The organism is Kitasatospora sp. NPDC059646, assembly GCF_042734615.1.
GTDB lineage: Bacteria > Actinomycetota > Actinomycetes > Streptomycetales > Streptomycetaceae > Kitasatospora.
Genome location: NZ_JBHWDS010000029.1, coordinates 45,168 through 66,778, shown reverse-complemented (window position 1 = coordinate 66,778; position 21,611 = coordinate 45,168). Strand labels below are relative to the sequence as shown.

Sequence of the window (21,611 nt, the reverse complement as noted above, 5' to 3'; positions counted from 1 at the left end):
ACTTTCAGTCGATCTACGAACCCGGCGACAGACGCTGTTGCGTCACGGACCGTCACCGGTCACACAAGCTGAGCCAGAACCCCGATCGCCCCGCCGAAAACAGACGAGCCGAGCGGCTTCAGCTGGCGCGACTTCCGCGACCTCATCATCCGTGCCCACATCCAGCTTGGCGCCCCGATCGTGCTCGTGTGGGACAACCTCCGCCTGCACCTGACTGCCGGCATGCGGGACTTCATCGCCGCGAACGCCGGCTGGCTCACGGTGTTCCAGCTGCCCACCTACGCCCCGGACCTGAACCCGACCGAGGGCATCTGGTCGCTGGTCAAGCGCGACATCGGCAACCTCGCCGCCGCCGATCTCGGCCAGATCACCCGAGCCGTGAAGCGCAAGCTCAAGAAGATCCAGTACCGCCCCGACCTTGTCGACGGCTGCTTCATCGGAACTGGCCTGAGCTACGACCTGACTCGCTGACGATCCCCGGCCGTTATGCCCGGCGTCGGCGGCCGCGACCGTGGCAGCATCGCCGCCATGTCTTTGCTGACCTGGGACCACGACGGTGATCTGTACTGCGCTCTCACCACCGAGACCGGAACGGGCGAGGGCCGGACCACCCACTTCGAACTCAGCGAGGCCCGCATCGTCGCGATCGGGTCCCCCACCGTGCCTGCTTCACCCGCTCCCGGGCCAACAGCCGTGACGGTGGTCGTCTACGCCCCCGACGAGGAGAAGCCCGCAGAGGTCTACTTTGACGGGACGCAGACGCTGCCGTTCGCTGTCCTGCAGCACTTCGTGGCAACTGTCGCCGCACAGCTGCCTGGCACCGGCTCGTAAAGCAGCGGCTCTGGAGGCGCGGCAAGGCACTACACCGACTTCACGAGTTCAAGTTCAGTACCTTCCACGCCGCCGTCGTTTCCCCCGGGGTGAAACGGGAGGGTCGCCACGCCGCGGCACCACGTGGCCCCATCGCAGGGGGTATCGGCAGTTGCGCATCCCGGGCATGACGCACCGGTGGGACAGTGGCCCAACCACGAACAGCGCGAGGTGTTCGGGTCGGGGTGTCAGTACGTGCCGGTGATCCAGGCGTAGTCGTCGGGGTTGCGCATCTGGGTCAGGACGGTGCGCAGTCCGTCCCCTCGGGCGGCGTCGAAGAGCCAGGGGACGGGGTCGAGGACGGCTACGAGGCGGTCGGTGGCTTCGGTGTCGAGGAGGGTGTCGAGTTCGGCGGGGAGGGGGTCGTCGACGAGGCAGAGCCAGGCGAGGGCCGCGCTCATCCGGACTTCGGCCGGCCGGGCGGGGTCCCGCCACCAGGTGAGGGTGCGGGCGATCGTCGCGGTGTCGCGTTCCTCCCACGCCAGTTCGCCGATCCCCAGGACCAGGCTCGCGCGCGTCACCGGGTCGGCCTCGGCGTCCAGGCGCGCGTGCAGCGCGGCCGCGGCACGGTCGCGCGCGGGGGCGGCCGCGGCCGAGACGGCGTAGGCGGTGCCGGTCCGGACGGCCGGGTCGGGGTGGTCGAGCAGGGGCAGCAGCAGGTCCGTGTCCGTGGTGAGGGCCTGCCGTGCGGCCTGGACGGACCAGTTGGCCACGTATCCGCTGGGTTCGAAGAGCAGGCCGTCGGCGAGGGGGCTGGTGCGCAGGAGCCCGCCGCGGGTGCCGTCCCCGAGGTGGGGACGGCGGGCGAGGGCCCCGACCAGTCCGACAAGGCGGGGGTGGGGACGGCTTGTGGCGATGCGGACGAGGAACGGGAGAGCGAGCGCTCCGACGGCGTTGGGGGTGCCCTGGTGGCAGAGCGTGTCCGACAGAATGTCCAGCTCGCGATCGGCCCTCTCGGCGTCGCCGTGCCGGATCCGCTGCAGTCTCTCCGGCACGTCGCTGCCGGGGCCGAACGCGTGGTGGAACTTCTCCCACGGCGCCGCATCCAAGTACAGGCCGTCCCGGGCGCCGGCAGTCATCGCCGCCACGACCACCCGCACGTCCTCGGGTGTGCCGGCGTGGAATTCGAGCCCGCCCTCCTCGTAGATCTTCGGGACACCGGCCCCGCCCTGCCAGCTCACTGGGGGTCAGGCCTTCGGGAGCCGGTCGGCGACCAGGGCGGCGAACTCGTCGGGAGCGAGGACGCGGATGCCGAGCTCCTCGGCCTTGGCGCGCTTGGAGCCGGCCTTCTCACCGGCGACCAGCAGCGTGGTGCGCTTGGAGACGGAGGAGGACGCCTTCCCGCCGGCCCGCTCGATCAGCTCGTTCATCTCGTTGCGGGACAGCGCGGCAAGGACGCCGGTCATGGAGCCGGTGACCACGACCGCCTCACCGGCCAGCGGGCCGCCCACCTCCGCCGGAGCGCCGGTACCGGCCGTCGCGACGGTGGGGCGCTGAGGCTCGCTGACCTGGATGCCGACCTGCTGGGCGGCCAGCTTGTCGAGGAGCGGGGCGAGTTCGAGGAGCTCGGCGGCCACCACACGGGCCTTCTCGGCGCCGATGCCGGGAACCTCGGCCAGGGCCTCGGCGCCGGCGGCGCGGATCGCGGCCATCGAACCGAAGTGCGCGGCGATCCGGCGGGACATGGTACGGCCGGTGCCCCGCACGCCCAAGGCGCAGAAGACCCGGCCCAGGGGCTGGCGGCGGGCGGTGGCGATCGCGGCGAGCAGGTTGTCGGCGCTCGTGTCGCCCATCCGCTCCAGGGTGAGCAGCTGTTCCTTGGTGAGGGTGAAGATGTCGGCGATGTCGGCGACGAGGCCGGCTTCGACGAGCTGGACGGCGCGGGTGTGGCCGAGGCCCTCGATGTCGAGCTGGTCGCGGCCGGCGGCGTAGACGACGGAGGCGACGGCCTGGCAGTTGCGGCCGCGTACGCAGCGCCAGCGCTGCTCGGAGCGGTCGACCTCGTCGCCGCAGCGCGGGCAGGTCTCGGGGAAGAGGATCGGCGTCTCGGCGCCGGTGCGCCGGTCGACCAGCGGGGCCTCCACCCGCGGGATCACGTCCCCCGCGCGGTGGACGAATACCTGGTCGCCGAGCATCAGGCCGCGGCGGGTGATGTCGGCCGGGTTGTGCAGCGTGGCGTAGGTGACGGTGACGCCGTCGATCACCACCGGCTCCAGGACGGCGCGCGGCGCGATGATGCCGGTGCGGCCCACGGCCCACTCCACCTCCAGCAGCCGCGTCACCTTGTGCTCGGCCGCCAACTTCCGCGCAACCGCCCACCTGGGCGCCCGCGAGCCGTTGCCCGCGTCCTGCTGGTCGGCGGCGGCGTCCGCCTTCACCACCACACCGTCGATACCGAACGGCAGCACGGTACGCAGCGCGGCGACCTCCTCGATCCGCTGCTGCACCTCCTCGACGCTCTCGCAGCGCAGCGGGGCCGCCGCAGTGGCGGCAGCCGTATTCGCACCGAGTCCGGCCAGGCGCTCCAGCAGGGCCGTGTGGCCCAGGGTCTCCTCCGGGCCGATCGCGCCGTAGGCGAAGAACGTCAGCTCGATCCGGTAGGGGCGCTCCTTGGCCCGCAGTGTCCCGGCCGCGCCACTGCGCGGGTGGGCGAACGGGGCGGCGTCGTGCGCGAGCCGGATCCGGTTCGCCTCCTCGAACTGGGCGGTCGTCAGCAGCACTTCGCCGCGCAGCTCGACGTCGACCGGCTCCGCCAGCACCGCGGGCAGGCCCAGCACCGAGTCGGCGGCGTGCGTGATGTCCTCGCCCGCCAGACCGTCGCCCCGGGTCAGCACCCGCTCCAGCTTCCCGCCCCGATAGCGGGCCGCGACCGCCAGCCCGTCCAGCTTCGGCTCAACACACCAGCCCGCCACCGGCCGGCCCAGCCGACGCTCCAACCCCGCAGCCCAGTCGGCGAGTTCCTCCCCGGAGAAGACATTGTCGAGCGACAACATCGGCACCGAATGCGGGACGTCGCCGACGACCGCGCCGCCGGCCACCTTCCCGGTCGGCGAATCTGCCAGCACCTCCTCCGGGTACGCCTGCTCGTAGGCCTCGATGCCGCGAACCAGAGCGTCGTACTCGTCATCCCCCAACGGGGAACTGCCATCGCCGTAGTACGCCGCGGAAGCACTGACGGCCGAGGCCACGGCGGCGGCGTAATCGGCGGACGTGGCCAGATCAGCGGCAGGAAGCGTCATAGGCCGATGATCCCGCCCCGCACTGACAACTCCCGCAGTGGCAGCCGGGGCAGCCGAATTCCTCGGCAAAGACTCGTGCGGGAAGTGGTCTCCGCGCCGTCGACTGGAGCCAGCGTCAACTGCTTCAGGCGACCAGCACGACCCCCGGCTCCTGCGAGAGCGGGGCGGACACGCACGGGGCGGCACTCCACGGGCCGGCCTGGCAGACGACGCCCTGCTCACCCCCAGCCGACGGCGGCCGGGTGCCAGCCGTCACCCGCACGGGGACACGACTGCGGCCCCGGGCCGCGCCGCGACGGGGGTGCGCGGGGGCCCGGGGCCGCAGGTCGGCCGGGCGCTGCTGCTCGCCGCGCCACCGGCCGTCCGCCCCGGGGTGATGTGGGCCGCCCGGGACGGGGATCGGGAGGTACTGACCTGTCAGTTCCAGCCGCTGTCCCGGCCGGTGGGGGCACAGCCACCCCAGTGGCTGTCGGGATGCAGGTTGCCCCAGTAGGTGTCGCGCATCATCAGCAGTGGGAATCCGGTACGCAGGTGCCCCAGACACCTCACGGTGCCAAGCAGTCAAGTGGACCGTGATGGGGCCGCGATTCGTGTTCGAACGACGCTCTGCTCCGTAGGCCGGCCCGGCTACGGGTATCCGAGCTCCCGCTGGGACCGTTCCAGTGCCTTGATCTGTTCCAGGAGCACCGTCAGCGCGTCCGCGTGCTCCCATTCCCGGGTGCGGGGGACGATGTGGCGGTCGCCCGTGAGTAGTTGGCGCACGATGTCGACGATGTCCTCGGGGTGGGCGAACGGCGGCAACGGCAGCGGCTCGTAGTGTTCCCAGCCCGCCCCCAACCAGATGTCGAGAGGGCCGTAACTCCAGCCCCTCCCGTTTTTCGGCCAAGGGTTCTCCCCCCAGGCCAGTTCGACACCGTGCGCGTGCCACCGCTCCGAGCCCGGGACCGCAGCCGCCAGCGGGAAGTCGTCGGCGATCGGAGCCGGGACACGGGACGCGAAGGGGAAATACAGGTACTCCTGTGCTTCGTGGATCGGTTCGAGTCGAGCTGCCGTCAGCGCCGCGCGGATGGCGAGGCGGTACTGCTCCAGCACGTGCCGCTCGGCCAGGTACAGGTCGCCGGACAGGACGCTGCCGGTCGGCCAACGGGGTGCCGCGGCGGCGGGCGGTGCATGGGAGTTTGGTTCGAGGCCATACCCCAGCGCCTCCAGCTCCCCGCGCAGCAGCAGCCGGGCTCGCCGTTCGTCTTCTGCCGCCGCGTCGGGCAGCGGTCGCAGGTCGTCCTCCGGGTGTTCGGGATCGAAGGTGTTCAGGTAGAGGTCGAGTACCGTCTCGTCCGGCAGCCGCGCCTCCGCCCGCCAGTCGCGCAGCGCCGCCTCCAGCCGGTCGAGCTGGGGCTTCAACACCTCCACCAAGCCTTCAGGGACCCCGGCAGCCAGCATCCGCAGCGTCTCGATTCGCTTGCCGTAGTACCCCTCGACCGCGGCCTCCACGGCTTCGGCCCCGACCGGCCCCTGACCCGTCATGCCCGCGAACCCCTCACCGGGAAGCAACAGCGATGGCCGCCATACTGCTGCTCGACCCCCGGGTGCCGCACCCGGTTTTCCACCCGGCCGGTCCTGCTCCGGTTCGGTATCCAAGGAGGTCAAAGGCCCCGGGCCAGTGCGCTGAGCCGCTGCCGTGGCAATGGCCAGGCAGGTCGGGAAGGCGACGTGCCGCCCGGACGGTTTCCGCCGCTGACCGCCGCCCGGCCCGCCCGGCCCCTGCGGCTGGTCGGGCCGGCCCGGCGCGGCGGCTACCCGGTCGACCGGGCCCGCTCCATCGCGGCCACCGCGTGGCGAATGCGCTGCAGCGAGACCACGCCGAGGCCGTAGACGTGCTCCACCTCGCCGGTGCCCAGGCCGCGGAGCAGCGCCGGCACCGTACGGATCCCGGCCCGTCCGAGGGAGTCCACGGCGTGGTGGCCCAGCCGGTCGTGACCCAGCAGGTCGGCTAGCGTCCGCTCCTGCGGGGGCATCGGCGCGCACGTCGTGCATCCCTCCCAGTACGGGGACACGGTGGCGGTGTGGAGGTAGCGCGCGAATTCGTCCGGGTGGGCGGCGACGAGTTGCGCGACGGCCTCCATCCACGGAGTCCACACCAGCACCGTCACACCACCGATCCTCACCGGACCGCGCTCCGGCGGCCAGCCGCGGCGGCCCGGCCGTCCCGATCACGAGGCCGGCGGCAGCAGTTGCCGCGCCAGCACCGCGGCAGCACGCTCCCGCCGCCGGGCCCGACCGAGCAGCACCTGCTGCTCCAGGGGCAGGTCCTCCCGGCGGCCCGCCGCGCGCTCCGCCGGCAGTGCGCGCGGGGACGCCGGTTCGCGCCCCGGAACGCCGGCGGCGCCTGTCCTGTTCCCCGCCCGCGCCAGCGGGCTCTGCCAGCGGACCTGCGGCCCGGCCCCCGTGCCGCAATGAGCATTCCCCGTCCAAGGGCGGCGCACTGACGGTCCACCTAAGAGGGCCTGGTGGGCGGTTTTCGGCGAATCGCCTTCGGCCGGCGCACGCCCGCTGTCGACCGTGGTCCGAGCCCGGCCTGTCAGGGACCGGTGGCATGCTCGGCAGCCATGGACACCCAGCAGTTCTGGAAGTTGATCGAAGAAGCCCGCTCGCAGGTGCCGGCCGCGGACAACGGTGACGCCGTCGCCGAGCGGGCAATCGCACTGCTCGCCCTCCACCCGGTCCAGGAGATCATCGCCGCCGACCGGGTCCTCCGGGGCCTGATGGCCGACTCCTACCGAGCCCCGCTCTGGGGCGCCGCCTACGTGATCAACGGCGGATGCTCGGACGACGGATTCGACTACTTCCGCGGCTGGCTGATCACCCAGGGCCGCGAGACGTTCGAGCGCATCATCGCCGATCCCGACGCACTCGCCGATCTCCCCGCGGTCCGGGCCTTCGCCGCAGACGGCATCGACATCGACTGCGAAGCGGCCCTGGGCATCGCCTGGAACGCCCACAAGGAAGCCACTGGCGAGGAACTCCCCAACGACGCCTTTACCATCCGTTATCCCGAGCTGGACCCGGAGTGGAACTTCGACTTCGAGGGCGAAGACGAACTGGACGCGCGGTTGCCCCGCCTGACGGCGCTTTACTCGGCCGTCGCGTGACGGCACCCCAGTGAGGGACAGCCACCCGTCCCCGACCCCGGGCGGCGAGCGCGGTCGGTCGTTGCCACTACGGTGCGATGCATGCGATCGCTGATTGTGCCGGAGTAGGTAGTCCGGCTGTCTGTCAGTAGTCGGCAATCCGGCGCTACCGGTCGTAGACGACCACACACCGATCCGCACCCGGATCCGGCTGGTCGCGTGGTCCCCAGAAGCTCGGGAGCCACCAGCACATCACTGACTTGTCGTCGGGCCAGGGGCGGGGCCCCACCTGATCCTGGTCCTCGAACTTGTCCCGGGTCAGGTCGATGGGGCGCCATGCTGGATCAACGGGTTCGTCTTCGAGGGGCGGTCGCACAAAGCGACAGCCGTGCTGATCGCAGGCTCCGTAAGCCTGGACGTTCTCCTGGGCTTCGACGAGCGAGACGCGATTCGCACCGCCCGGCATCAACGGCCAGCGGAACTGCTGTGCGTCGTCTTCCCAGAAACAGACCGGACAGATGGCGAACGAGCCGGGCCACCCGTCGTCGAGGTCGAAGACGAGGTGACCGCAGCAGGGGCAAGGTCGGCGGGTATCCACCGGTGCAGTCTGGTCCGGAGAGCCGGCCCGCAGCGACTTGGTTTTCGGGAAACGATCACCAGCCGCTCGGGAAACGATCTCCGATCGGCCCGGTACACCGCCGGTCAGCGGTACTCGTGAAGACCCCGAGGTGTGGACGAGCACGGCGACTCCGTCCGCGATGCAGTCGCTGACGGATGCCCAGAGTTCTTCACGAACCTTGGCGGAGATGGTGCCGATGTACAGCTGGGGCGTGACTTCCAGCAGCCATCGTGTCAGGGCCCCCGACTACCGAACCAAGTGCGGCGTGGAGCAGCGGTCAGGGTCATCGGCTGCGGAGCCGTGATAGCTGGCGTTGTCAGAGGTCGCGCGTGGGGCGGGTGTCGAGGGAGCGGATCCGGGTGCGGATTGCGGCCTCTTCGGTCCCGGTCACTGCGGCAATGGCCTGTTCGGAGAGGTCGAGGACTACGTACAGGAGGAAGAGGTCCTGCTGGTCCGTGGTGAGGTGAACGACGGGGCCGAGTGGGGTGGGGCCGGCGAGGGTGCGGACGTGGCGTCTGACGGTCTGCCAGGCGCAGGCGATGGGGCTGGCGGTGGTGAGGGCGTCGTGCCAGGTTTCGGCGAGGTCGGCGAAGGCGTCGCAGATCGCCTGGTCGGCGTTGCCGACTGCGGGCCGCCCGCCCGGCGGCCCTCCGCTTCGCCGGGCCCCGCCCGCACCCCGGGCGGCAGCGGCGCGAGGTCCTGGGACACCCTTCCGTCCCGGCTGTGATTCACGTCACTGCCGGCGGCTCGGTGCAGCACCCGGCCCCGTTCCGCCGTCATGGGGGCAGTGATCGGGACGGGACGAGGAGAGGAGGTCGGCGGGTGAGGTTTCGCAAGAGCGGTCCGGGCAACGGATTCACGGAGTTCGTCGCACAGCGGTCGGGAGCGTTGTTCCGCACCGCGTATGCGCTGACCGGTGACGTGCACGTGGCCGAGGATCTGGTGCAGGAGACGCTGGAGCGGGCGTGCCGACAGTGGCGGAAGGTCGCGGTGGCGGACTCGCCGGAGGCGTACGTGCGCAAAGTGCTGGTCAACCTGGCCAACGACCGCTGGCGGCGGCTGTCGCGCCGGGGCGAGCGCCCCGGGCTGTCAGGGGTGCCCGAGACGGCCGACCCCCGGGACCGGTTCGGGCAGGTGGATCTGCGCGCGGAACTGATCGAGGCACTGCTCGGGCTGCCGATGGGCATGCGCAGCGTGGTGGTCCTGTACTACCTGCACGATCTGGACGTCCGGCAGGTCGCCGACGTCCTGGACATCTCTTCGAGTGCGGTGAGGTCCCAGCTCGCCCGCGGCCTGGCCAAGCTGCGCGATTCCGTATCGGGCGCCCAGGCGCCGCACACGCCGTCGGCCGCTTTCGGAGGTACGAAGTGAGGAACACGTCGTCCGGACCGGCCCCGTTCGAGCCGGGTCTCGAAGCCGAGCTGCGTGCCGCGGTGGCCTCCTTCGCCGACGGGCCGACGGCGCCGGTCGTCGACGCGGCCGCGATCGAGCGAGCCGTCAGCCGCAGCCGCACCCGCCGGGCGCTCCTCGGCACCGCTGCGGCGTGCTGCGTGCTGGCGTGCGCCACGGTGGGGTTCTTCGCGCTGAAGCCCGTGCCGCCCGCGCCCGGCGCCTCCCCGTCCCTGTCCCCACCGGCGAACGGGGCGTGCACCCCGCTCGCCACCGGCACCCCCAAGAGCGGAAGCGCCGATGCGACTCCGACACAGGAGCAGGAGCAGACCGCGGGAGCGGGCATCGCGCTGCCGGACCTGGCCGGCATGCCGGTCGAACAGGCCGGAAGCCTGCTGCGCGAACTCGGACTGAGCTGCACGATCATGCGGCACACGGACTGGAACGCTCCCGCCGGGCAGGTGATCAGCAGTCAGCCCCGGGGCGGCGCCCAACCGGTGGCACCGGGCTCGTCCGTCCTCCTGCTGGTCTCGACGGGCAAACCCGGCAGAACCTGAGCGACCGGGCCCTTCGGCCCGCGCACCGGCTGGACGCCCGCCCCTCCGGGCCGCTGCTGGACTTTCCGAGAGGCGCGTGCGGGGAGGGAAGTGGGGGGAGGGCTCCTGCCGGTGGGGCGCAGGGACGTGGCGTTGGCGGAGCATGCGTGCACAGACGCTCCGCCCATGCGCGCGCCGACCGCCGACTCCCCGTCCCGGCCGCGCCATGGCCTCGTCACGGTCCAGCGACAACCGCACCGCCGCACCCTCGCTGCTGACACCGTGTCAGTCATGAGACTCCGACTTCTCACAGTCGGCCTGACCGTCGCCGCACCTCTCACCCTGACCGCCTGCGACGACGACGGCAGCGGCAGCGCCTTCGCTACCAGCCCTTCGGGACGGCCGCCAGCACCCCTGCGGCAAGCTCCCGGCTCGATGGCTTCAGGGCCCGCTGCCCGTCGGTGAACTGGCGGGAGACGTCGATCTCGACGGTGGTGTTGACGTGGGTGGTGAGGGTGACGCGGTAGCGGGGCATTGGGGGCTCCTTGTCGGCCGGTGGCGGTCGGTGGGCGATGGGCCGCAGCGGTCCGGCGGGGCGGGGCAGGTGCAGCGGACTGCCGTGGTGCATTCGCCGGCTGTTGGCGCGGCGGGCGTCAGTCGGCGGCGGCCGGCGAGGACGCAGCGGCGCGACGAAGTACGACGGTGGGGCTTCTTCCCGTAGCCCTTGCAGGCCGGTCCGTAGTCGCCCCGATGGACGGGCAGACGTCCGCGCTTCGTCAGCTGGAACAGAGCCAGCAGTCCGGACGGGCACCGGAGTCGTGCGGGGGCAGAGGGCGCGGCCGACGGCGAACTCGTGACCGGTGGTACCCGTGCGCTCCATGTCCTCCATCACGGCCAGCCTCTTGAGGGCGCCCTGATCCACCGGAGGCGGCGGCACCGGGCCGAGGAACACCCCAGGACTGACCCCGCCCGACGACAGCAGTCCCGGGCCGGCACGCGCCTCCACGGCCGGGAGCAGCAGAACCTGCCGGGCCCAGGCAGGCTCTGCCCCAGGTCCAATACAAGATCGCCCCCGGACGGTCGCCGGCCCCCGCGCGACCTCGGCCCGGTCCGGCCGCCCGACGACGAAGCAGGCGAAGACGACCACAGCGCCGGCGGTACGCCGAGTCGGCCGTGCGGCGTACCGGTTCTGTGCCACTCGTCGGCGGTGGGGTCTAGGGTGCGGTGCCGTGGACGCCGCTGATCTTGATCGTCAGGCCAGGACCCTGTCCGGTTGCATCCCGCCCGACCTGGTCGCGCAGCTCCTTGAGCGTGGCCACGAACGCGAGGTGGCGTCGCAGGCCGGCCAGGGCGAGTGGTTCTGCGCACGGGCATGGGCCCAGCTTCTTGGCGAGCGCAGCCGCCGACCCGGGCACAGATCGAGCGCAGCACCGTGTCCTCCCCGCGCGAGCGGGGGTCAGCCGGAGAAGGTCTCCGAGGGGCTGGCCCGCGTACGGTCCTCCCCGCGCGAGCGGGGGTCAGCCGGACTCCTCCGCGACGCGCTCGAAGAGTTGGCCGTCCTCCCCGCGCGAGCGGGGCTCAGCCGCTAGAACGGGTTGCCGCCGAGGAGGCCTGGCTCGGTAGTCTTCCCCGCGCGAGCGAGGGTCAGCCGCCAGCTTCCGGCAGTTCCGCCATCGGGTCGTCGACGGCGGCCAGGTTCGCGCCCTTGTCGGTCAGGCCGTCGCCGACACCGGCCGCGAACAGCCCGCCCTCCTTCGAGACGATGTCAAACCGGTTCGCAGCCTTGCTGCCCGGGTGCAGGTTCAGGCCGAGCTGGTCGCCACACTCGGTGATCGCGTCCCGGATCCACCGGCCGTGGTCGTCGGCCAGGTCGGAGGAGTACGAGGCGATCATGATCCGGTGGTCCGGGCGCTGCGCCAGTACCACAGCGGCGCCCACCGGGCCGCGCGCCGCGACTTGCCGTGCCGGGGCGGCATCGTCAGCAGCAGCCGGATCGGCTCCCCCTCGGCGATCCGCTGGAACGCCTGGTCGATCAGGTCCAGGTGCGGGGCCTGCATCTCCCGGCCGTCGGTGAGCAGCGCGGCGAGCGCCCCGGGCGAGTGCCGCATCGCCAACTCCCGCTCCACCGCGGCCAGCCGGGTGCGCAGCGCCGGCGACACCCGGGCGGCGATCTCCCTGCGCCGCTCCACCGACAGCTTCCGGTACTGCTCGACCAGGCGCTCGACGCCGCTCACCCTTCGCCCCGCTCGGCGTCCGGGTCGGTCAGCGCCGCCAGCTCGTCGACGGTCGCGTCGGTAACCTCGATCGGGCCGCCGTCCGGCCCGCTGATCTCCGTGCGCAGCGGCCGGTCCAGGCCCCGCAGCCGGGCCCGGCGCTCCATGATCCGCAGCGCCCGGTCGATCGCGGGCAGCTCGCCGTCGCGCACCGCCCGCCGGTATGCGACGAGGAACAGCCGGTCCAGCCGGGCGTCCTCCAGGGCCCGCAGCGCCTCCACGTCGGCCTGCGACGAGGCGATCCGCTGCTCCAGGGTCTCCGTGATGTCCCGGTTCACGGACCGGATCAGGGTCTCCTCGTCCGGTGCCGGGCGGCCCTTGGCGTACAGCTCGTGCCCCTATCCCCAGCGGGTACGCGATCCGGTCGGAGTTCAGGGTCGGGTCGGCGGCGAGCTTCCGGCCAACGGTCAGCGGGTCGGCGCCGGCCAGACGCAGTTCGCCGGCGTCCGCCCGCCACTGAGCGATGGCGGCGCGCTGAGCTCGGGTGGGGCGGGGCACGGGCGCTGGTCCTCCAGGGATGCGCCCCCGCGCCACCACCCATGATCCCTTATCACGCCCCCCGGCCGGAGCCCTTCCCGCGCCCGAGCGTCCGACCGGCTCGAACGGCCGTCTGCTCCGGCCAGGTCCGTTCAGCACCTCCGACACCGCTGTGTGACTGCTGTCGGAACAGGCTGCCGCACCATCGTCAGCGACCAGCGCCGTGCCCAAGCAGTCGCGATCTGACAGAGATAGACCGCGTCCGATCACATACGGCCCCAGGGCCCGGATCTCACCTGGACCAGCCGCGGAAAACCGAAGCACCGTCAGAGATCTGACGATGCCCAGCCCGCTTGGGGAAGCCCACCACTTCGGCGGCGGTCCTCAGGGACGGTCGGCGGATCCGTTCCAGGCGGCGCGATCAGCGGGCGCCTGCGACGCTCAGCGACGTGAGGTGCGTGGAACGTTCCCGCTGACCTGTAGGCCGTTGCATCCACCACCTACTCACGTGAGTAGGTGGCCCGTCTAGCGCCAACGCCCTCGTGGAACCTGCTACGTATCCCACCCGCGAGTGCGCACGCAAGGGGTTCGACGTATTTTGAGGAACCCCGCCGTGAAAAGCCCTGCCGGAAAGTTGCAACCGGGTACTGTTCGAGACGGCTGCATTGCGGGACTTGCGATGAGGAGCTTGCAGTGCGGCACCTGAATTTAATGGATTAGATTCAGGGATTTTGAGCTTCTCCCTGCCCTCGGGCGGAGAAGGCGAAGGCCGCCCGATCCGTGGAAAGAGTGGGCGGCCCTCGTTGTGGTCGGTCCCCGGCTCAGAGCCAGTGGTCGTAGATCCACATCGCGATGCGGAACACGAGCCAACTGGCCTCTCGGCCGGGGCCCTTCCAGCGGTGGCGTTTACCGTGACGGCCCACTTCTGCTCCTCTCAGCCCGCCGCGAGAGCGCCGTGCTGGCGACATGGCCCACGGCAGGCAGGAAGGAGCAGCGGGCCCGAACGGGCACTGAGCCACCGTGCTGCTGATCCTATGGAGCCCCCGCTCGCTGACTGCACGTCAGGCCAAATCCGCCCGCTGACCGGGGCAATGTGATAGGGACGCAGAGAACCATAAGATCGGTCACACCCAGCAGGACTGTGTCACGCAGCGCCCGTTGCACCCGTGCGCTGCGCAGCGGCCAACCCCAGTCGTCGCGCCGAGGCCGACTCGTGACTCAAGGCGCCGAGCACCCCGCCGAGGACGTCACAGAGGAGGCGGCGGCAAGGTCCGCGCCGTTCAAGGCGTGACAGCGTCAGCGGGTCGCTGAACAAGGCCCGTGCCCGGCACCGCCGCCCTGTTGAACGCGGCGTCGCCACTGTCAAGTTGGCGCCTCCTCCGACACGCCCGCTGCAGCCCTAATTGGCTCACGTCAGCCGCCAACGCGGTCCTCACCCGGTCTGCCCCCCGCTCCAACCAGGTCAGCTTCGACCGGCCCTATCAGTACGACGACGGCGCGGGCCTGTTCCTGGTCTACGAGGCGCCGCTGATCGCGCTCGCCGAGAAGCTCGGCATCCCGCTGTCGTACACCACCTGCATCGACGTCGCCGCCGACCCGAACCTGCTGCACGGCGCCAAGGCGGTGCTCTCGCTCGGCCACGACGAGTACTGGTCGCCCGAGCAGCGCGCGCACATCCGGCCCGCGACGCCGGCTGGGCAGATTCCGGCCAACGGTCTCCGCGCGCAGATCCACGCGGCCTGCGGGACCCGCTCCCGCCAGCTCGGTACAGGCACCGACACCGCCGCGCGCTGACCTCCCGTCATCGGCGAGAGCCAGTTGCCGACTTGAGGCGGCCTGGCGGTGTTGCCCTCGGGAACACCGGGCGCCGAACCTGGCCCGCGCACTCCATATGGGCACGGCCTGAACCCGGCCCTAGCCGTCCCCGCAGACCCTCAGGCCGTCCCGAGGCACCCCAATCCGTGGCTGAACACGTCCCCTGAGCCCCTTTCAATTTCAGGTGACCCCACGCCCTGGGGAGGGGCGCGGGGTCCTGTGGGCCGCTCAGGGAGGCATATAGCAGCTAGAACGGCTACTGCGGAGGCAGGAAGCGCGAAGCGCGGTTGAGGAAGGGAAGCAGCATCGCCAGCACCTTCACGGCACGAGCCCCCCGCTTCTCATCAGGGTGCAGCACGGCAACGAACACGCAGAGAGCAATCAGCGCGAGGAGAACGAAAACAACAATCTGGAACGTAAGCACGGAGTTACCCCAAAGAACTGGTGGTAGCCCGCCGCCTACGTCTCGCCAACCCGAACCGGCTTCGTAGTGCTGGGAATTACGGCTTCAGACTAGGGTCTCGACAGCATCGCCAGGGCTCGGGTCAAACCCATAGTGCGCGTGCATCGTCAGCTCTCACTCAGCTGCTGTTCCCACTGTACCTGGTTCAGCCGCCTCGGCAGCCGCCGGCGGTCCTCGGTGCCGCCGCGGCGGCCGGGTTGTCTCCGAGGTTCAGCCGGTGCAGCCCCGAGATCCGTACCGGGGGCATCGTCGTACCGCCGTGACAGGATGCACCACGCCGCCCTTTGACATCTGAACCGCCCTCAGCCACCAGTCCCGGCAAAGAAAGTGCAAAGCCGCCAGAACGATGCAGGTCGCGAAGTCCTCCCCGCGCAAGCGGGGGGTCAGCCGTCGGCGAGGTCGTGCGCACAGACGCTCCGCCCGTGCGCGCGCCGACCGCCGACTCCCCGTCCCGGCCGCGCCATGGCCTCGTCACGGTCCAGCGACAACCGCACCGCCGCACCCTCGCTGCTGACACCGTGTCAGTCAGAGCAATGCTCGGAGCCTGTGGATCGGCTCGGCAGGGCATACCTTCCCGGGTGATTGATCGATAGGTCACCGAGCAAGGCCGACGTTGCAGTCGGCGACCGCGCGCTCCTCCACGTCGCAGACGGCCAGCTCGGGCCCGGCCCACGTCAGCCGTTCTTCGGCCAACAGCGACTCGACGAGCTCGACGGCACGGTCCTTGGAGATCACGCCCTCATCATTCACCACAGGTCAACCCGGTTTTCGACCGCACCGGCGCACCACCCCGTGAGATCTCAAACGCGGTCTCACCTGGTCACCGGGCGGCTGTGCCCCGAATCTGCGCTAGTCCCTCGGTGCCTCGCCCGCATGATTTGGGCAGGGGGTCCTGGCCAGCTGGTCGAGGCGCTGCTTGACCCTGGGGTCGGCCGAGATCGCGGGAGGCAGTTTGGTTTCGGGGCTCGGGCAGGCGGCGACGACCTGCTCCACGGTGATGGTGGCCTCGGTGAGGTCGGACCATTGGAGCTGGGTCTCGGTCATGACGGCGCCGGGGAAGCTGGCGTACTTGAGGTTGCTGCCGCCCAACTCGGCCCCAGTGAGGTCGGCGTCGCGGAAGGACGCGCCAGCGAAAGGCTCCTTGCCGTACCTGGGGTTGTCCGGTTCGCCGGCCCCGCCCAGGGTGGCTCCCGTCAGGTCGGCTCCGACGAACTGCGCCCCCATCAGGTCGGAGAAACTCAAGCTGGCGGCGGTGAGGTCCGCACCGCTGAAGTCCGCTCCGGACAGGTCGAGGTCGTGCAGGTCCACCCCGTGCACGTCGGCGCCGTGGAAGTCGATGGTGCCTGGATCCAGGTGCCCGTCACTTGGAGTCCTGAGCACCTTGAGGGCCGTGGCGATGTCGACCGGAAGCTCGCTCTTCTTCGCCGGGGCCTTCTCCGGCCGCGGGGAGTGGACACGAACGTAGGCGCCGAGGATCTCCACTACGGCCTGCCGGTCCCGGCCCGAGTCGGTCATGATCCGCTGGAGTGCGTAGATTCCCCCCAGCCGCAGCTCCATCGTCTCCGATCCCAGGTTGGTGATCGCCGCGTTGAAGCGGTCGGTGATCTGCCCCTGCTCCGTGACCGCCAGGGTCTCCTGGGTCTGCATCACCTGCGCGAAGGTGAAGATCAGCGCGATCACGGCGGCCAGTCCCGGCAACCCGGTGGCGAACGCCATGGCCCACTGCATGCGCTCTGCCCGGCGCTCCCGATCCGACGGACCGGCCGCAGGCCCCGCCGGGGGAACAGCGGCCTGGATGGGTACGACGGGAGCAACCGGGCCGGGCGAAACACCCGCGGCCGCCGCTGCGGACGGTGCCTCTTCTGTAGCCGCTGCTCCTTCGTCCGCGAGCGCCGACGCGTGTTCCACCGAACCTCCACCGCTGCCGAGGAAACGCCGCGAACGGCGGCCCCCCGTGTGAACAAGATCCGTAGAGTCTTGCGCATCCCTGCCTCTCCGCGAGGGCGTTTGGAATGGCTGGAACTGATCCGCGACGGTCCGGAGACACGCCCGTTGCCCCACCCGGCCGGGCCCGCTGGGCAGCTGGCCGCGAGCTGGACGCTGCGGCAGACGGGCTGGACGCCGAACCATCGGCCGGCCATCCGGTCCTCCCCGCACGAGCGGGGGTCAGCCGTCGGCCTGACGGAGAGCCAGGAGGGCGATCGGGTCCTCCCCGCGCGCGCGGGGAGGACCTCCTGTCGCACCCTTGCCGCGCCCCTGTCAACGGCAGGCCCCCGCTCGCGCGGGGAGGACATCTCGGCGATCGTGCCGCCGCCGTACACGGCCGGCAGACCCCCGCTCGCGCGGGGAGGACCCGAGATCGCCCGCCGGTTCGCCGCGCTGGGAAGGCAGACCCCCGCGCGCGCGGGGAGGACCTGAATCCCGACTCGACGACCAACTCGATCGGCGGCAGACCCCCGCTCGCGCGCGGAGGACCCTGGCGGGCGATCTCCGAAGCGTCGGAATCCCGGCAGACCCCCGCTCGCGCGGGGAGGACCACCACTCCGCGATCGTGGTGATCGCAGTGGACGGCAGACCCCCGCTCGCGCGGGGAGGACGCCATCGTGATGAGGCCCTCGCTCTCCAGCGCCGGCAGACCCCCGCTCGCGCGGGGAGGACCATCTCGGTGTTGCCGAAGCGCTGGCGGTACATGGCGATGGCGATGGCCATCCGCTGCCGGTCGTCGGCCCAGGCGCGGGCTTGGCGTTCGAGCCAGGTGGTGCTGAGGGATTCGGGGAGGGTGGCGGCGTAGCAGCGGACGCCGCCGGAGCCGGCGATGACGACGGTGGTGCCGTGGCGGGCGAGGGTGGCCAGGGCGCGGGCGGTGATGGAGGTGCCGGGTCCGAGCAGGACGCAGCTGAGGGCGGCGGTGGGGAGGTAGAGGGTTTCGGTGCCGCGCTGGGCGGTGGTGATCTCGGCGCAGACGCCGGTGTCGTCCTGGACGATCCGCACGAGGTCGAGGTAGAGGAAGGAGAGGGAGTCGGCGATGCGGGGCAGCATCGCCACGGTGGGTGCGGCGAGTTTGCGCCGGGCGCCGGCCGGTGTGCCGGAGCGTTGGCGCGGGGGCGTCACCACGTTTCCCTGTGGGGGGCGATGCTGAGCATGCCGCAGCCGTAGGCCTTGCCGCGGCCGATGCCTTCGCGGATGCGGGTGCGCAGGAGGTCGGGGTCGGTGATGTGGGCGGTGCCTTCGAAGAGAGTGCGGGCGTGCTGGACGCGCTGCTTGTCGTGGCGGTTGCCGATGGCGGCGTCCAGGGGGGTCGAGTGCAGGGTGGTGAGGGCGAGGCCGGCGGCTTCGGCCTGGCGGGTCCACCAGTCGTCGGCGTGCGGGCCGTTGAGGGGGACGACTTCGGGGAGGTTGTAGAGGGCGCGGGTGGTGGCGCCGGGTTTGCGGACGGCGTTGGCGGCAATGCGGTAGCGGACGGGCAGGCCTTTGCGCAGGGCGTCGAGGAGCGGGGTGAGGGGTTTGGCGGCCGTGGTGCCGTAGCCGGCGGGGAGTTGGGTGAGGTCGGGTTCGCGGTTGCTCTGCAGCAGGATCCGGTCGCCGTCGTGGCTGGTCTCGGTGCGGAAGAGGATGCCGAGGTGGCGGCGGGGTTCGGTGCTGGGGATGTCGTCGGGGAACAGCGACATGATCCTGTGGTGGAGGTTGACGGCGTCGTCGCCGTCGCGGTGGACGTCGCGGTTTCGCTGGTCGGGGATGATGCGGGTCAGCCAGAGGGTCATGAGGTCTTCCTGGGTCGATCCGAGTCGAGGGCTGGTTGGTATCAGTCATTTCCGCGTTCACGGACGAGGCCGTAGGCGCGGTGGGCGTGGAGGGTGTGGCCGGTTGGGGCTTGGTACTTCCATGTGGCCGGGGTGCCGGTGCGACGGTGCGGCAGGAGCCTGAGGTCGCGTGCGACGGGAGTGCTGCTCCATTCCTCCGGAGTGTGGGTCCGGGAGTCGTCGGAGGGCAGGTAGTGGGCGGGTGCCTGGATGCTGCGGCGCACCAAGTCCTTGACGGTGGCGCGGTCGAGTTGTTGGCCGCCCGAGGGCTCGGGCAGTGGCCTGGTGCGTTGGCGGTTGAGCCAGGCCTTGTCGTTCTCGTCGATGTAGACGGGCAGGAGCCGGACGGTGTCGGCGCCCAGGCGGGTCGTCAGGTCGTCCTCGTCGCCGTCGTAGGTGGTCAGCGGGTAGAGGTCGGTGACGGTGTCGGGACGGGGAATGGTGCGGATGTCGGCGGCGGCCTGCTTGGCAGCGTCACGGCCGGCGAGTTGGCGGTCGTCGTGTTGGGCGAGGGCCTGTTCGGCGAGGGTGTTGTAGTCGGCGTAGACGGTGTTGATCGCCGCGGCGACGTCTTCGGGGACGCGGATGCCGTGGGCGGGCAGTTGGGCGAGGTGTTCTGCGGTACGGCGCAGGAGCGCGGCTTCGTACACCTGCTTGTCGCCGTGGCCCCAGGCGCGGGGCGGGAGCTGTCCGGTGGGGACGAGCACGGTGAGCGAGGGGAGAGGTGCCCAGGCGGGGCGGGTGCCGCGGCCGGTGATGTCGTGGCGGTGGCAGCGGCCGGCACGCTGGAGGAGCTGGGCGAGCGGTGCGAGGTCGGAGACGACGAGATCGGCGTCGATGTCGAGGCTCTGTTCGGCGACCTGGGTGGAGACGACGATGACGGGCCTGGTCGGGCGCGGGCCGGACTTGCCGAGGAGCTTCTTCAGCCTGTCGGTGCCCCTGTCGCGGCGGCGTTCGCTCATTCGCGCGTGCAGCAGGAGCACCCTCGGCCTGCGGGTGCCGTACTTGTGGGTGGTGAGGACCTTGTAGGTCGCCTGGGCGTCACCGACGGTGTTGCACACGACGAGGACGCTCCCGGTGTCGGCCGTCGCGTCGTACAGGGGTGCGAGATGGTCGAGGAGGGCGTGGGCACGGCCGTCGCGCTGCTTCGGGTCGTGGGTGTGCCGGGCGGTGATGGTGGTGATGGGAAGGTCGCGGGCGCGGGTGGTCTTCAGGGCCTCGGAAGCGGTGACGTCGCCGGTGCGGGCGTCCGCGAACAGCCAGCCCGGGTAGGCGGGTTCGACGGTGCTTGGAGTGCCGTGGCCGGCGCCGAAGCGGTAGGCGTTGACGAGGCGTCGGGCGATGCTGCCGGCGAGGGTGGCGGAGAGCAGGACGACCGGGGCTCGGAGTTGTCCGAGCCATTCCAGGAGCCGGACAGTCAGGGCGTGGCCATAGGCGTCGTAGGCGTGGGCCTCGTCGATGATGATCGTCTTGCCGGACATGCCGAGCCAGCGCATGCAGCCAAACCGGGTCGGCAGAGCGGCGATGGCGCCCTGGTCCCAGGTCGCGACGGTGGCGCCGGCGAGCCAGCCGCGGTGACGGCCCCGCAGCCAGTCGTTGGGACGGGCGCAGCCGCAGCGTTCGGTGAGGACGGTGTCGTCGGCGGGGCCCTCTCCGGGGGCGTAGTCGGGGCTGAGCCAGGCCATGGAGTACTGCAGTGTCACGGCGATGGCGTTCGACGCCTGCCTGCCGACGTATTCGGTGACGCGCTCCCACATGGCGTTGGTGGTTGCCATCGTGGGAAGCAGCACGGCCAGCCCAGGGCGGTGGGACAGGGAGGCAAGGACGAGTGCTGCGTACAGCGCGGACTCGGTTTTCCCGTCTCCGGTCGGGGCCGTGATCAGCACGAGCCCGCTGCGGTTGTCCTGCTTGTCGTCGGGCTTGCCGCAGGCGCGGATGATGTCGGGCAGGCGGTCGAGGTCGGCCTGCAACGGGTGGGGGTCTTCGATGTCGGGGAAGGCGTCGCGGAAAGTGGCGGCCGGCTTCCAACGCGGTGCCGACAGTTGGGCCCGGGCCAGTTCCTTCGGGGCGTATGCGGCGGCCCGTTCGTAGTGGGACTGCCAGTCGCTTCGGTCGCTGCGCTCCCACTGGGCCCGGCGTGCCTTCAGCCAGCCGAGGCGGGAGGCGAGCCAGTCCGCAGTGACGATCAGACCGGTCACCACGACCGCGACAGCCGGCTTCGCGATGCAGCGCGGAGCGACGGGCTTGCCGGTGAGGCTGTACAGCAGGTCGGCGATCTCCTGCCGCTCGCGCGGCCAGCCCGGCGCGGTCCCGACCCGGACATCGCCGCCGGACGGATCGGCCAGGTGCTCCCGGTCGAGGGCCCGCCCGTACACCCCGTGGTGGCCGCCGAGGATCTGCGCGACCTGGTGTGCCGAGGACTTGCTCGGCCGGGAGGTACTGTCGTAGCCGTAGCGGGCGAGCAGGTGCGGGGCGACAAGGTGAGTGACCCGTTCGTGAGCGACTGGATCCTGGTTCATCCAGCCTGTGGGCGGTGCGAAGTCCGGGTCGGAGAGGAAGGCCGGGGCGGGCCCGCCCGGTTGGCCCTGGAAGCAGGGGCAGGCCTTGCCGATGTCGTGCAGGCCCGCCCAGAAGCGCACCATGGCGCCCGCTTCGGCGACGTCGACGCCGAAACTCTCGGCGATCATCTGGCGCTGCCCCTCGGACAGGTAGCAGTCCCACAGCTCCCCGGCCATCGCGGCCGTGTCGATCAGGTGACCGCGCAGGGGATAGGGCCTGGTCAGAGCGTCGTCCAAGCCCTTCGACTTCGCCCACGTGCCGCAGTACCCACTGTCGTGCCGTCGAACGGCCACAGCCTCTCTCCTCACTCGAACTTCAGAACTGCGAACAGCGGCACCCCCGCCGCCCCGCCCCGGCAGGACACGCACCAGCAGGGCCCTGCTCCACCGCCCCAGCAGTTGACGAATCACCCGGCTGACGACCCGTTGGCCGGACCGGGGCCT

20 protein-coding genes, 1 pseudogene and 2 CRISPR repeat arrays are annotated in these 21,611 nt (G+C 71.2%); of the genes and pseudogenes, 6 read left to right on the top strand and 15 right to left on the bottom strand.

Annotated elements, in window-relative coordinates:
- Nucleotides 1–84: 84 nt before the first annotated feature.
- Both ACFV1L_RS21265 and ACFV1L_RS21260 read left to right on the top strand, forming a co-directional pair.
- Nucleotides 85–471, top strand: coding sequence for a transposase (locus tag ACFV1L_RS21265; protein WP_380367989.1), 387 nt, complete (start codon nt 85–87; stop codon nt 469–471).
- A 57-nt stretch (nt 472–528) separates the two neighbouring features.
- The gene (locus tag ACFV1L_RS21260) at nt 529–831 is read left to right on the top strand and encodes a hypothetical protein (RefSeq protein ID WP_380367946.1); all 303 of its coding nucleotides are present in this window, start codon (nt 529–531) and stop codon (nt 829–831) included.
- Between the two features lie 227 nt (nt 832–1,058).
- Here the strand turns inward: ACFV1L_RS21260 and ACFV1L_RS21255 are convergent, their stop codons facing one another.
- From ACFV1L_RS21255 to ACFV1L_RS21240, 4 genes are all read right to left on the bottom strand, one after another.
- Complete coding sequence (locus tag ACFV1L_RS21255) at nt 1,059–2,051, bottom strand: hypothetical protein (protein ID WP_380367944.1); 993 nt, start codon at nt 2,049–2,051, stop codon at nt 1,059–1,061.
- Between the two features lie 6 nt (nt 2,052–2,057).
- Nucleotides 2,058–4,109 (bottom strand): NAD-dependent DNA ligase LigA, encoded by a 2,052-nt coding sequence (ligA, locus tag ACFV1L_RS21250; RefSeq protein ID WP_380367942.1) that lies wholly within the window; start codon nt 4,107–4,109, stop codon nt 2,058–2,060.
- A gap of 627 nt (nt 4,110–4,736) precedes the next feature.
- A complete protein-coding gene (locus ACFV1L_RS21245) occupies nt 4,737–5,633 on the bottom strand; it encodes a hypothetical protein (RefSeq protein ID WP_380367940.1) in 897 nt (298 codons plus the stop codon).
- A gap of 269 nt (nt 5,634–5,902) precedes the next feature.
- Nucleotides 5,903–6,259 carry a hypothetical protein gene (locus ACFV1L_RS21240; protein WP_380367938.1) on the bottom strand — a complete coding sequence of 119 codons (357 nt, stop codon included), beginning with the start codon at nt 6,257–6,259 and terminating at the stop codon, nt 5,903–5,905.
- A gap of 456 nt (nt 6,260–6,715) precedes the next feature.
- On the opposite strand from ACFV1L_RS21240, the gene ACFV1L_RS21235 reads away from it, so the two are divergent.
- Nucleotides 6,716–7,258, top strand: a complete 543-nt coding sequence (locus ACFV1L_RS21235; protein WP_380367937.1) for a DUF4240 domain-containing protein — start codon at nt 6,716–6,718, stop codon at nt 7,256–7,258.
- 145 nt (nt 7,259–7,403) lie between these two features.
- Here ACFV1L_RS21235 and ACFV1L_RS21230 read toward each other — a convergent pair whose 3' ends face one another.
- Together ACFV1L_RS21230 and ACFV1L_RS21225 are read right to left on the bottom strand one after the other, a co-directional pair.
- Nucleotides 7,404–8,093 carry a type I-E CRISPR-associated endoribonuclease Cas2 gene (locus ACFV1L_RS21230; protein ID WP_380367987.1) on the bottom strand — a complete coding sequence of 230 codons (690 nt, stop codon included), beginning with the start codon at nt 8,091–8,093 and terminating at the stop codon, nt 7,404–7,406.
- A 79-nt stretch (nt 8,094–8,172) separates the two neighbouring features.
- On the bottom strand, nt 8,173–8,397 hold the full coding sequence (locus tag ACFV1L_RS21225) for a sigma factor-like helix-turn-helix DNA-binding protein (RefSeq protein WP_380367985.1): 225 nt from the start codon (nt 8,395–8,397) through the stop codon (nt 8,173–8,175).
- A gap of 281 nt (nt 8,398–8,678) precedes the next feature.
- On the opposite strand from ACFV1L_RS21225, the gene ACFV1L_RS21220 reads away from it, so the two are divergent.
- The gene (locus tag ACFV1L_RS21220; protein ID WP_380367935.1) at nt 8,679–9,227 is read left to right on the top strand and encodes a SigE family RNA polymerase sigma factor; all 549 of its coding nucleotides are present in this window, start codon (nt 8,679–8,681) and stop codon (nt 9,225–9,227) included.
- Complete coding sequence (locus ACFV1L_RS21215; protein ID WP_380367934.1) at nt 9,224–9,802, top strand: PASTA domain-containing protein; 579 nt, start codon at nt 9,224–9,226, stop codon at nt 9,800–9,802. Before ACFV1L_RS21220 ends, ACFV1L_RS21215 begins: the two co-directional genes overlap by 4 nt.
- 361 nt (nt 9,803–10,163) lie before the next feature.
- On the opposite strand, the gene ACFV1L_RS21210 is transcribed toward ACFV1L_RS21215, so the two are convergent.
- The 3 genes from ACFV1L_RS21210 to ACFV1L_RS21200 all read right to left on the bottom strand — a co-directional run bounded on the left by ACFV1L_RS21210 (nt 10,164) and on the right by ACFV1L_RS21200 (nt 12,332).
- Nucleotides 10,164–10,316, bottom strand: coding sequence for a hypothetical protein (locus ACFV1L_RS21210; RefSeq protein WP_380367932.1), 153 nt, complete (start codon nt 10,314–10,316; stop codon nt 10,164–10,166).
- Between the two features lie 899 nt (nt 10,317–11,215).
- Nucleotides 11,216–11,432: a CRISPR direct-repeat array (repeat unit 31 nt; unit sequence GTCCTCCCCGCGCGAGCGGGGGTCAGCCGGA).
- A 238-nt stretch (nt 11,433–11,670) separates the two neighbouring features.
- Nucleotides 11,671–12,015, bottom strand: a complete 345-nt coding sequence (locus tag ACFV1L_RS21205; RefSeq protein WP_380367931.1) for a hypothetical protein — start codon at nt 12,013–12,015, stop codon at nt 11,671–11,673.
- Nucleotides 12,012–12,332, bottom strand: a complete 321-nt coding sequence (locus ACFV1L_RS21200; protein ID WP_380367930.1) for a hypothetical protein — start codon at nt 12,330–12,332, stop codon at nt 12,012–12,014. The genes ACFV1L_RS21205 and ACFV1L_RS21200 overlap by 4 nt, the downstream gene beginning before the upstream one ends.
- Nucleotides 12,333–13,851: 1,519 nt before the next feature.
- On the opposite strand from ACFV1L_RS21200, the gene ACFV1L_RS21195 reads away from it, so the two are divergent.
- Nucleotides 13,852–14,325, top strand: coding sequence for a N,N-dimethylformamidase beta subunit family domain-containing protein (locus ACFV1L_RS21195; protein ID WP_380367928.1), 474 nt, complete (start codon nt 13,852–13,854; stop codon nt 14,323–14,325).
- Between the two features lie 277 nt (nt 14,326–14,602).
- Here the strand turns inward: ACFV1L_RS21195 and ACFV1L_RS21190 are convergent, their stop codons facing one another.
- The 6 genes and pseudogenes from ACFV1L_RS21190 to cas3 all read right to left on the bottom strand — a co-directional run bounded on the left by ACFV1L_RS21190 (nt 14,603) and on the right by cas3 (nt 21,461).
- Nucleotides 14,603–14,770, bottom strand: coding sequence for a hypothetical protein (locus ACFV1L_RS21190; RefSeq protein ID WP_380367927.1), 168 nt, complete (start codon nt 14,768–14,770; stop codon nt 14,603–14,605).
- Nucleotides 14,771–15,403: 633 nt separating this feature from the next.
- The gene (locus ACFV1L_RS21185; protein WP_380367925.1) at nt 15,404–15,544 is read right to left on the bottom strand and encodes a hypothetical protein; all 141 of its coding nucleotides are present in this window, start codon (nt 15,542–15,544) and stop codon (nt 15,404–15,406) included.
- 114 nt (nt 15,545–15,658) lie between these two features.
- Complete coding sequence (locus tag ACFV1L_RS21180) at nt 15,659–16,525, bottom strand: pentapeptide repeat-containing protein (protein WP_380367924.1); 867 nt, start codon at nt 16,523–16,525, stop codon at nt 15,659–15,661.
- A gap of 425 nt (nt 16,526–16,950) precedes the next feature.
- Nucleotides 16,951–17,467: direct repeats of the CRISPR family, unit length 22 nt; unit sequence CCCCCGCTCGCGCGGGGAGGAC.
- A gap of 12 nt (nt 17,468–17,479) precedes the next feature.
- A pseudogene (locus ACFV1L_RS21175) lies at nt 17,480–17,848 on the bottom strand (CRISPR-associated endonuclease Cas1); the annotation flags it as partial.
- A gap of 68 nt (nt 17,849–17,916) precedes the next feature.
- Nucleotides 17,917–18,570, bottom strand: a complete 654-nt coding sequence (gene cas6e, locus ACFV1L_RS21170; protein ID WP_380367923.1) for a type I-E CRISPR-associated protein Cas6/Cse3/CasE — start codon at nt 18,568–18,570, stop codon at nt 17,917–17,919.
- Nucleotides 18,571–18,611: 41 nt separating this feature from the next.
- The gene (cas3, locus tag ACFV1L_RS21165) at nt 18,612–21,461 is read right to left on the bottom strand and encodes a CRISPR-associated helicase Cas3' (protein ID WP_380367921.1); all 2,850 of its coding nucleotides are present in this window, start codon (nt 21,459–21,461) and stop codon (nt 18,612–18,614) included.
- Between the last annotated feature and the right edge of the window lie 150 nt (nt 21,462–21,611).

Bases quoted from the DNA above. Each gene is read 5' to 3' on its own strand.
- ACFV1L_RS21235 (WP_380367937.1), top strand. From the start codon at position 6,716: ATGGACACCCAGCAGTTCTGGAAGTTGATCGAAGAAGCCCGCTCGCAG.
- cas6e (WP_380367923.1), bottom strand. From the start codon at position 18,570: ATGACCCTCTGGCTGACCCGCATCATCCCCGACCAGCGAAACCGCGAC.
- ACFV1L_RS21260 (WP_380367946.1), top strand. From the start codon at position 529: ATGTCTTTGCTGACCTGGGACCACGACGGTGATCTGTACTGCGCTCTC.
- ACFV1L_RS21180 (WP_380367924.1), bottom strand. From the start codon at position 16,525: ATGGCGTTCGCCACCGGGTTGCCGGGACTGGCCGCCGTGATCGCGCTG.
- ligA (WP_380367942.1), bottom strand. From the start codon at position 4,109: ATGACGCTTCCTGCCGCTGATCTGGCCACGTCCGCCGATTACGCCGCC.
- ACFV1L_RS21245 (WP_380367940.1), bottom strand. From the start codon at position 5,633: ATGACGGGTCAGGGGCCGGTCGGGGCCGAAGCCGTGGAGGCCGCGGTC.
- ACFV1L_RS21210 (WP_380367932.1), bottom strand. From the start codon at position 10,316: ATGCCCCGCTACCGCGTCACCCTCACCACCCACGTCAACACCACCGTC.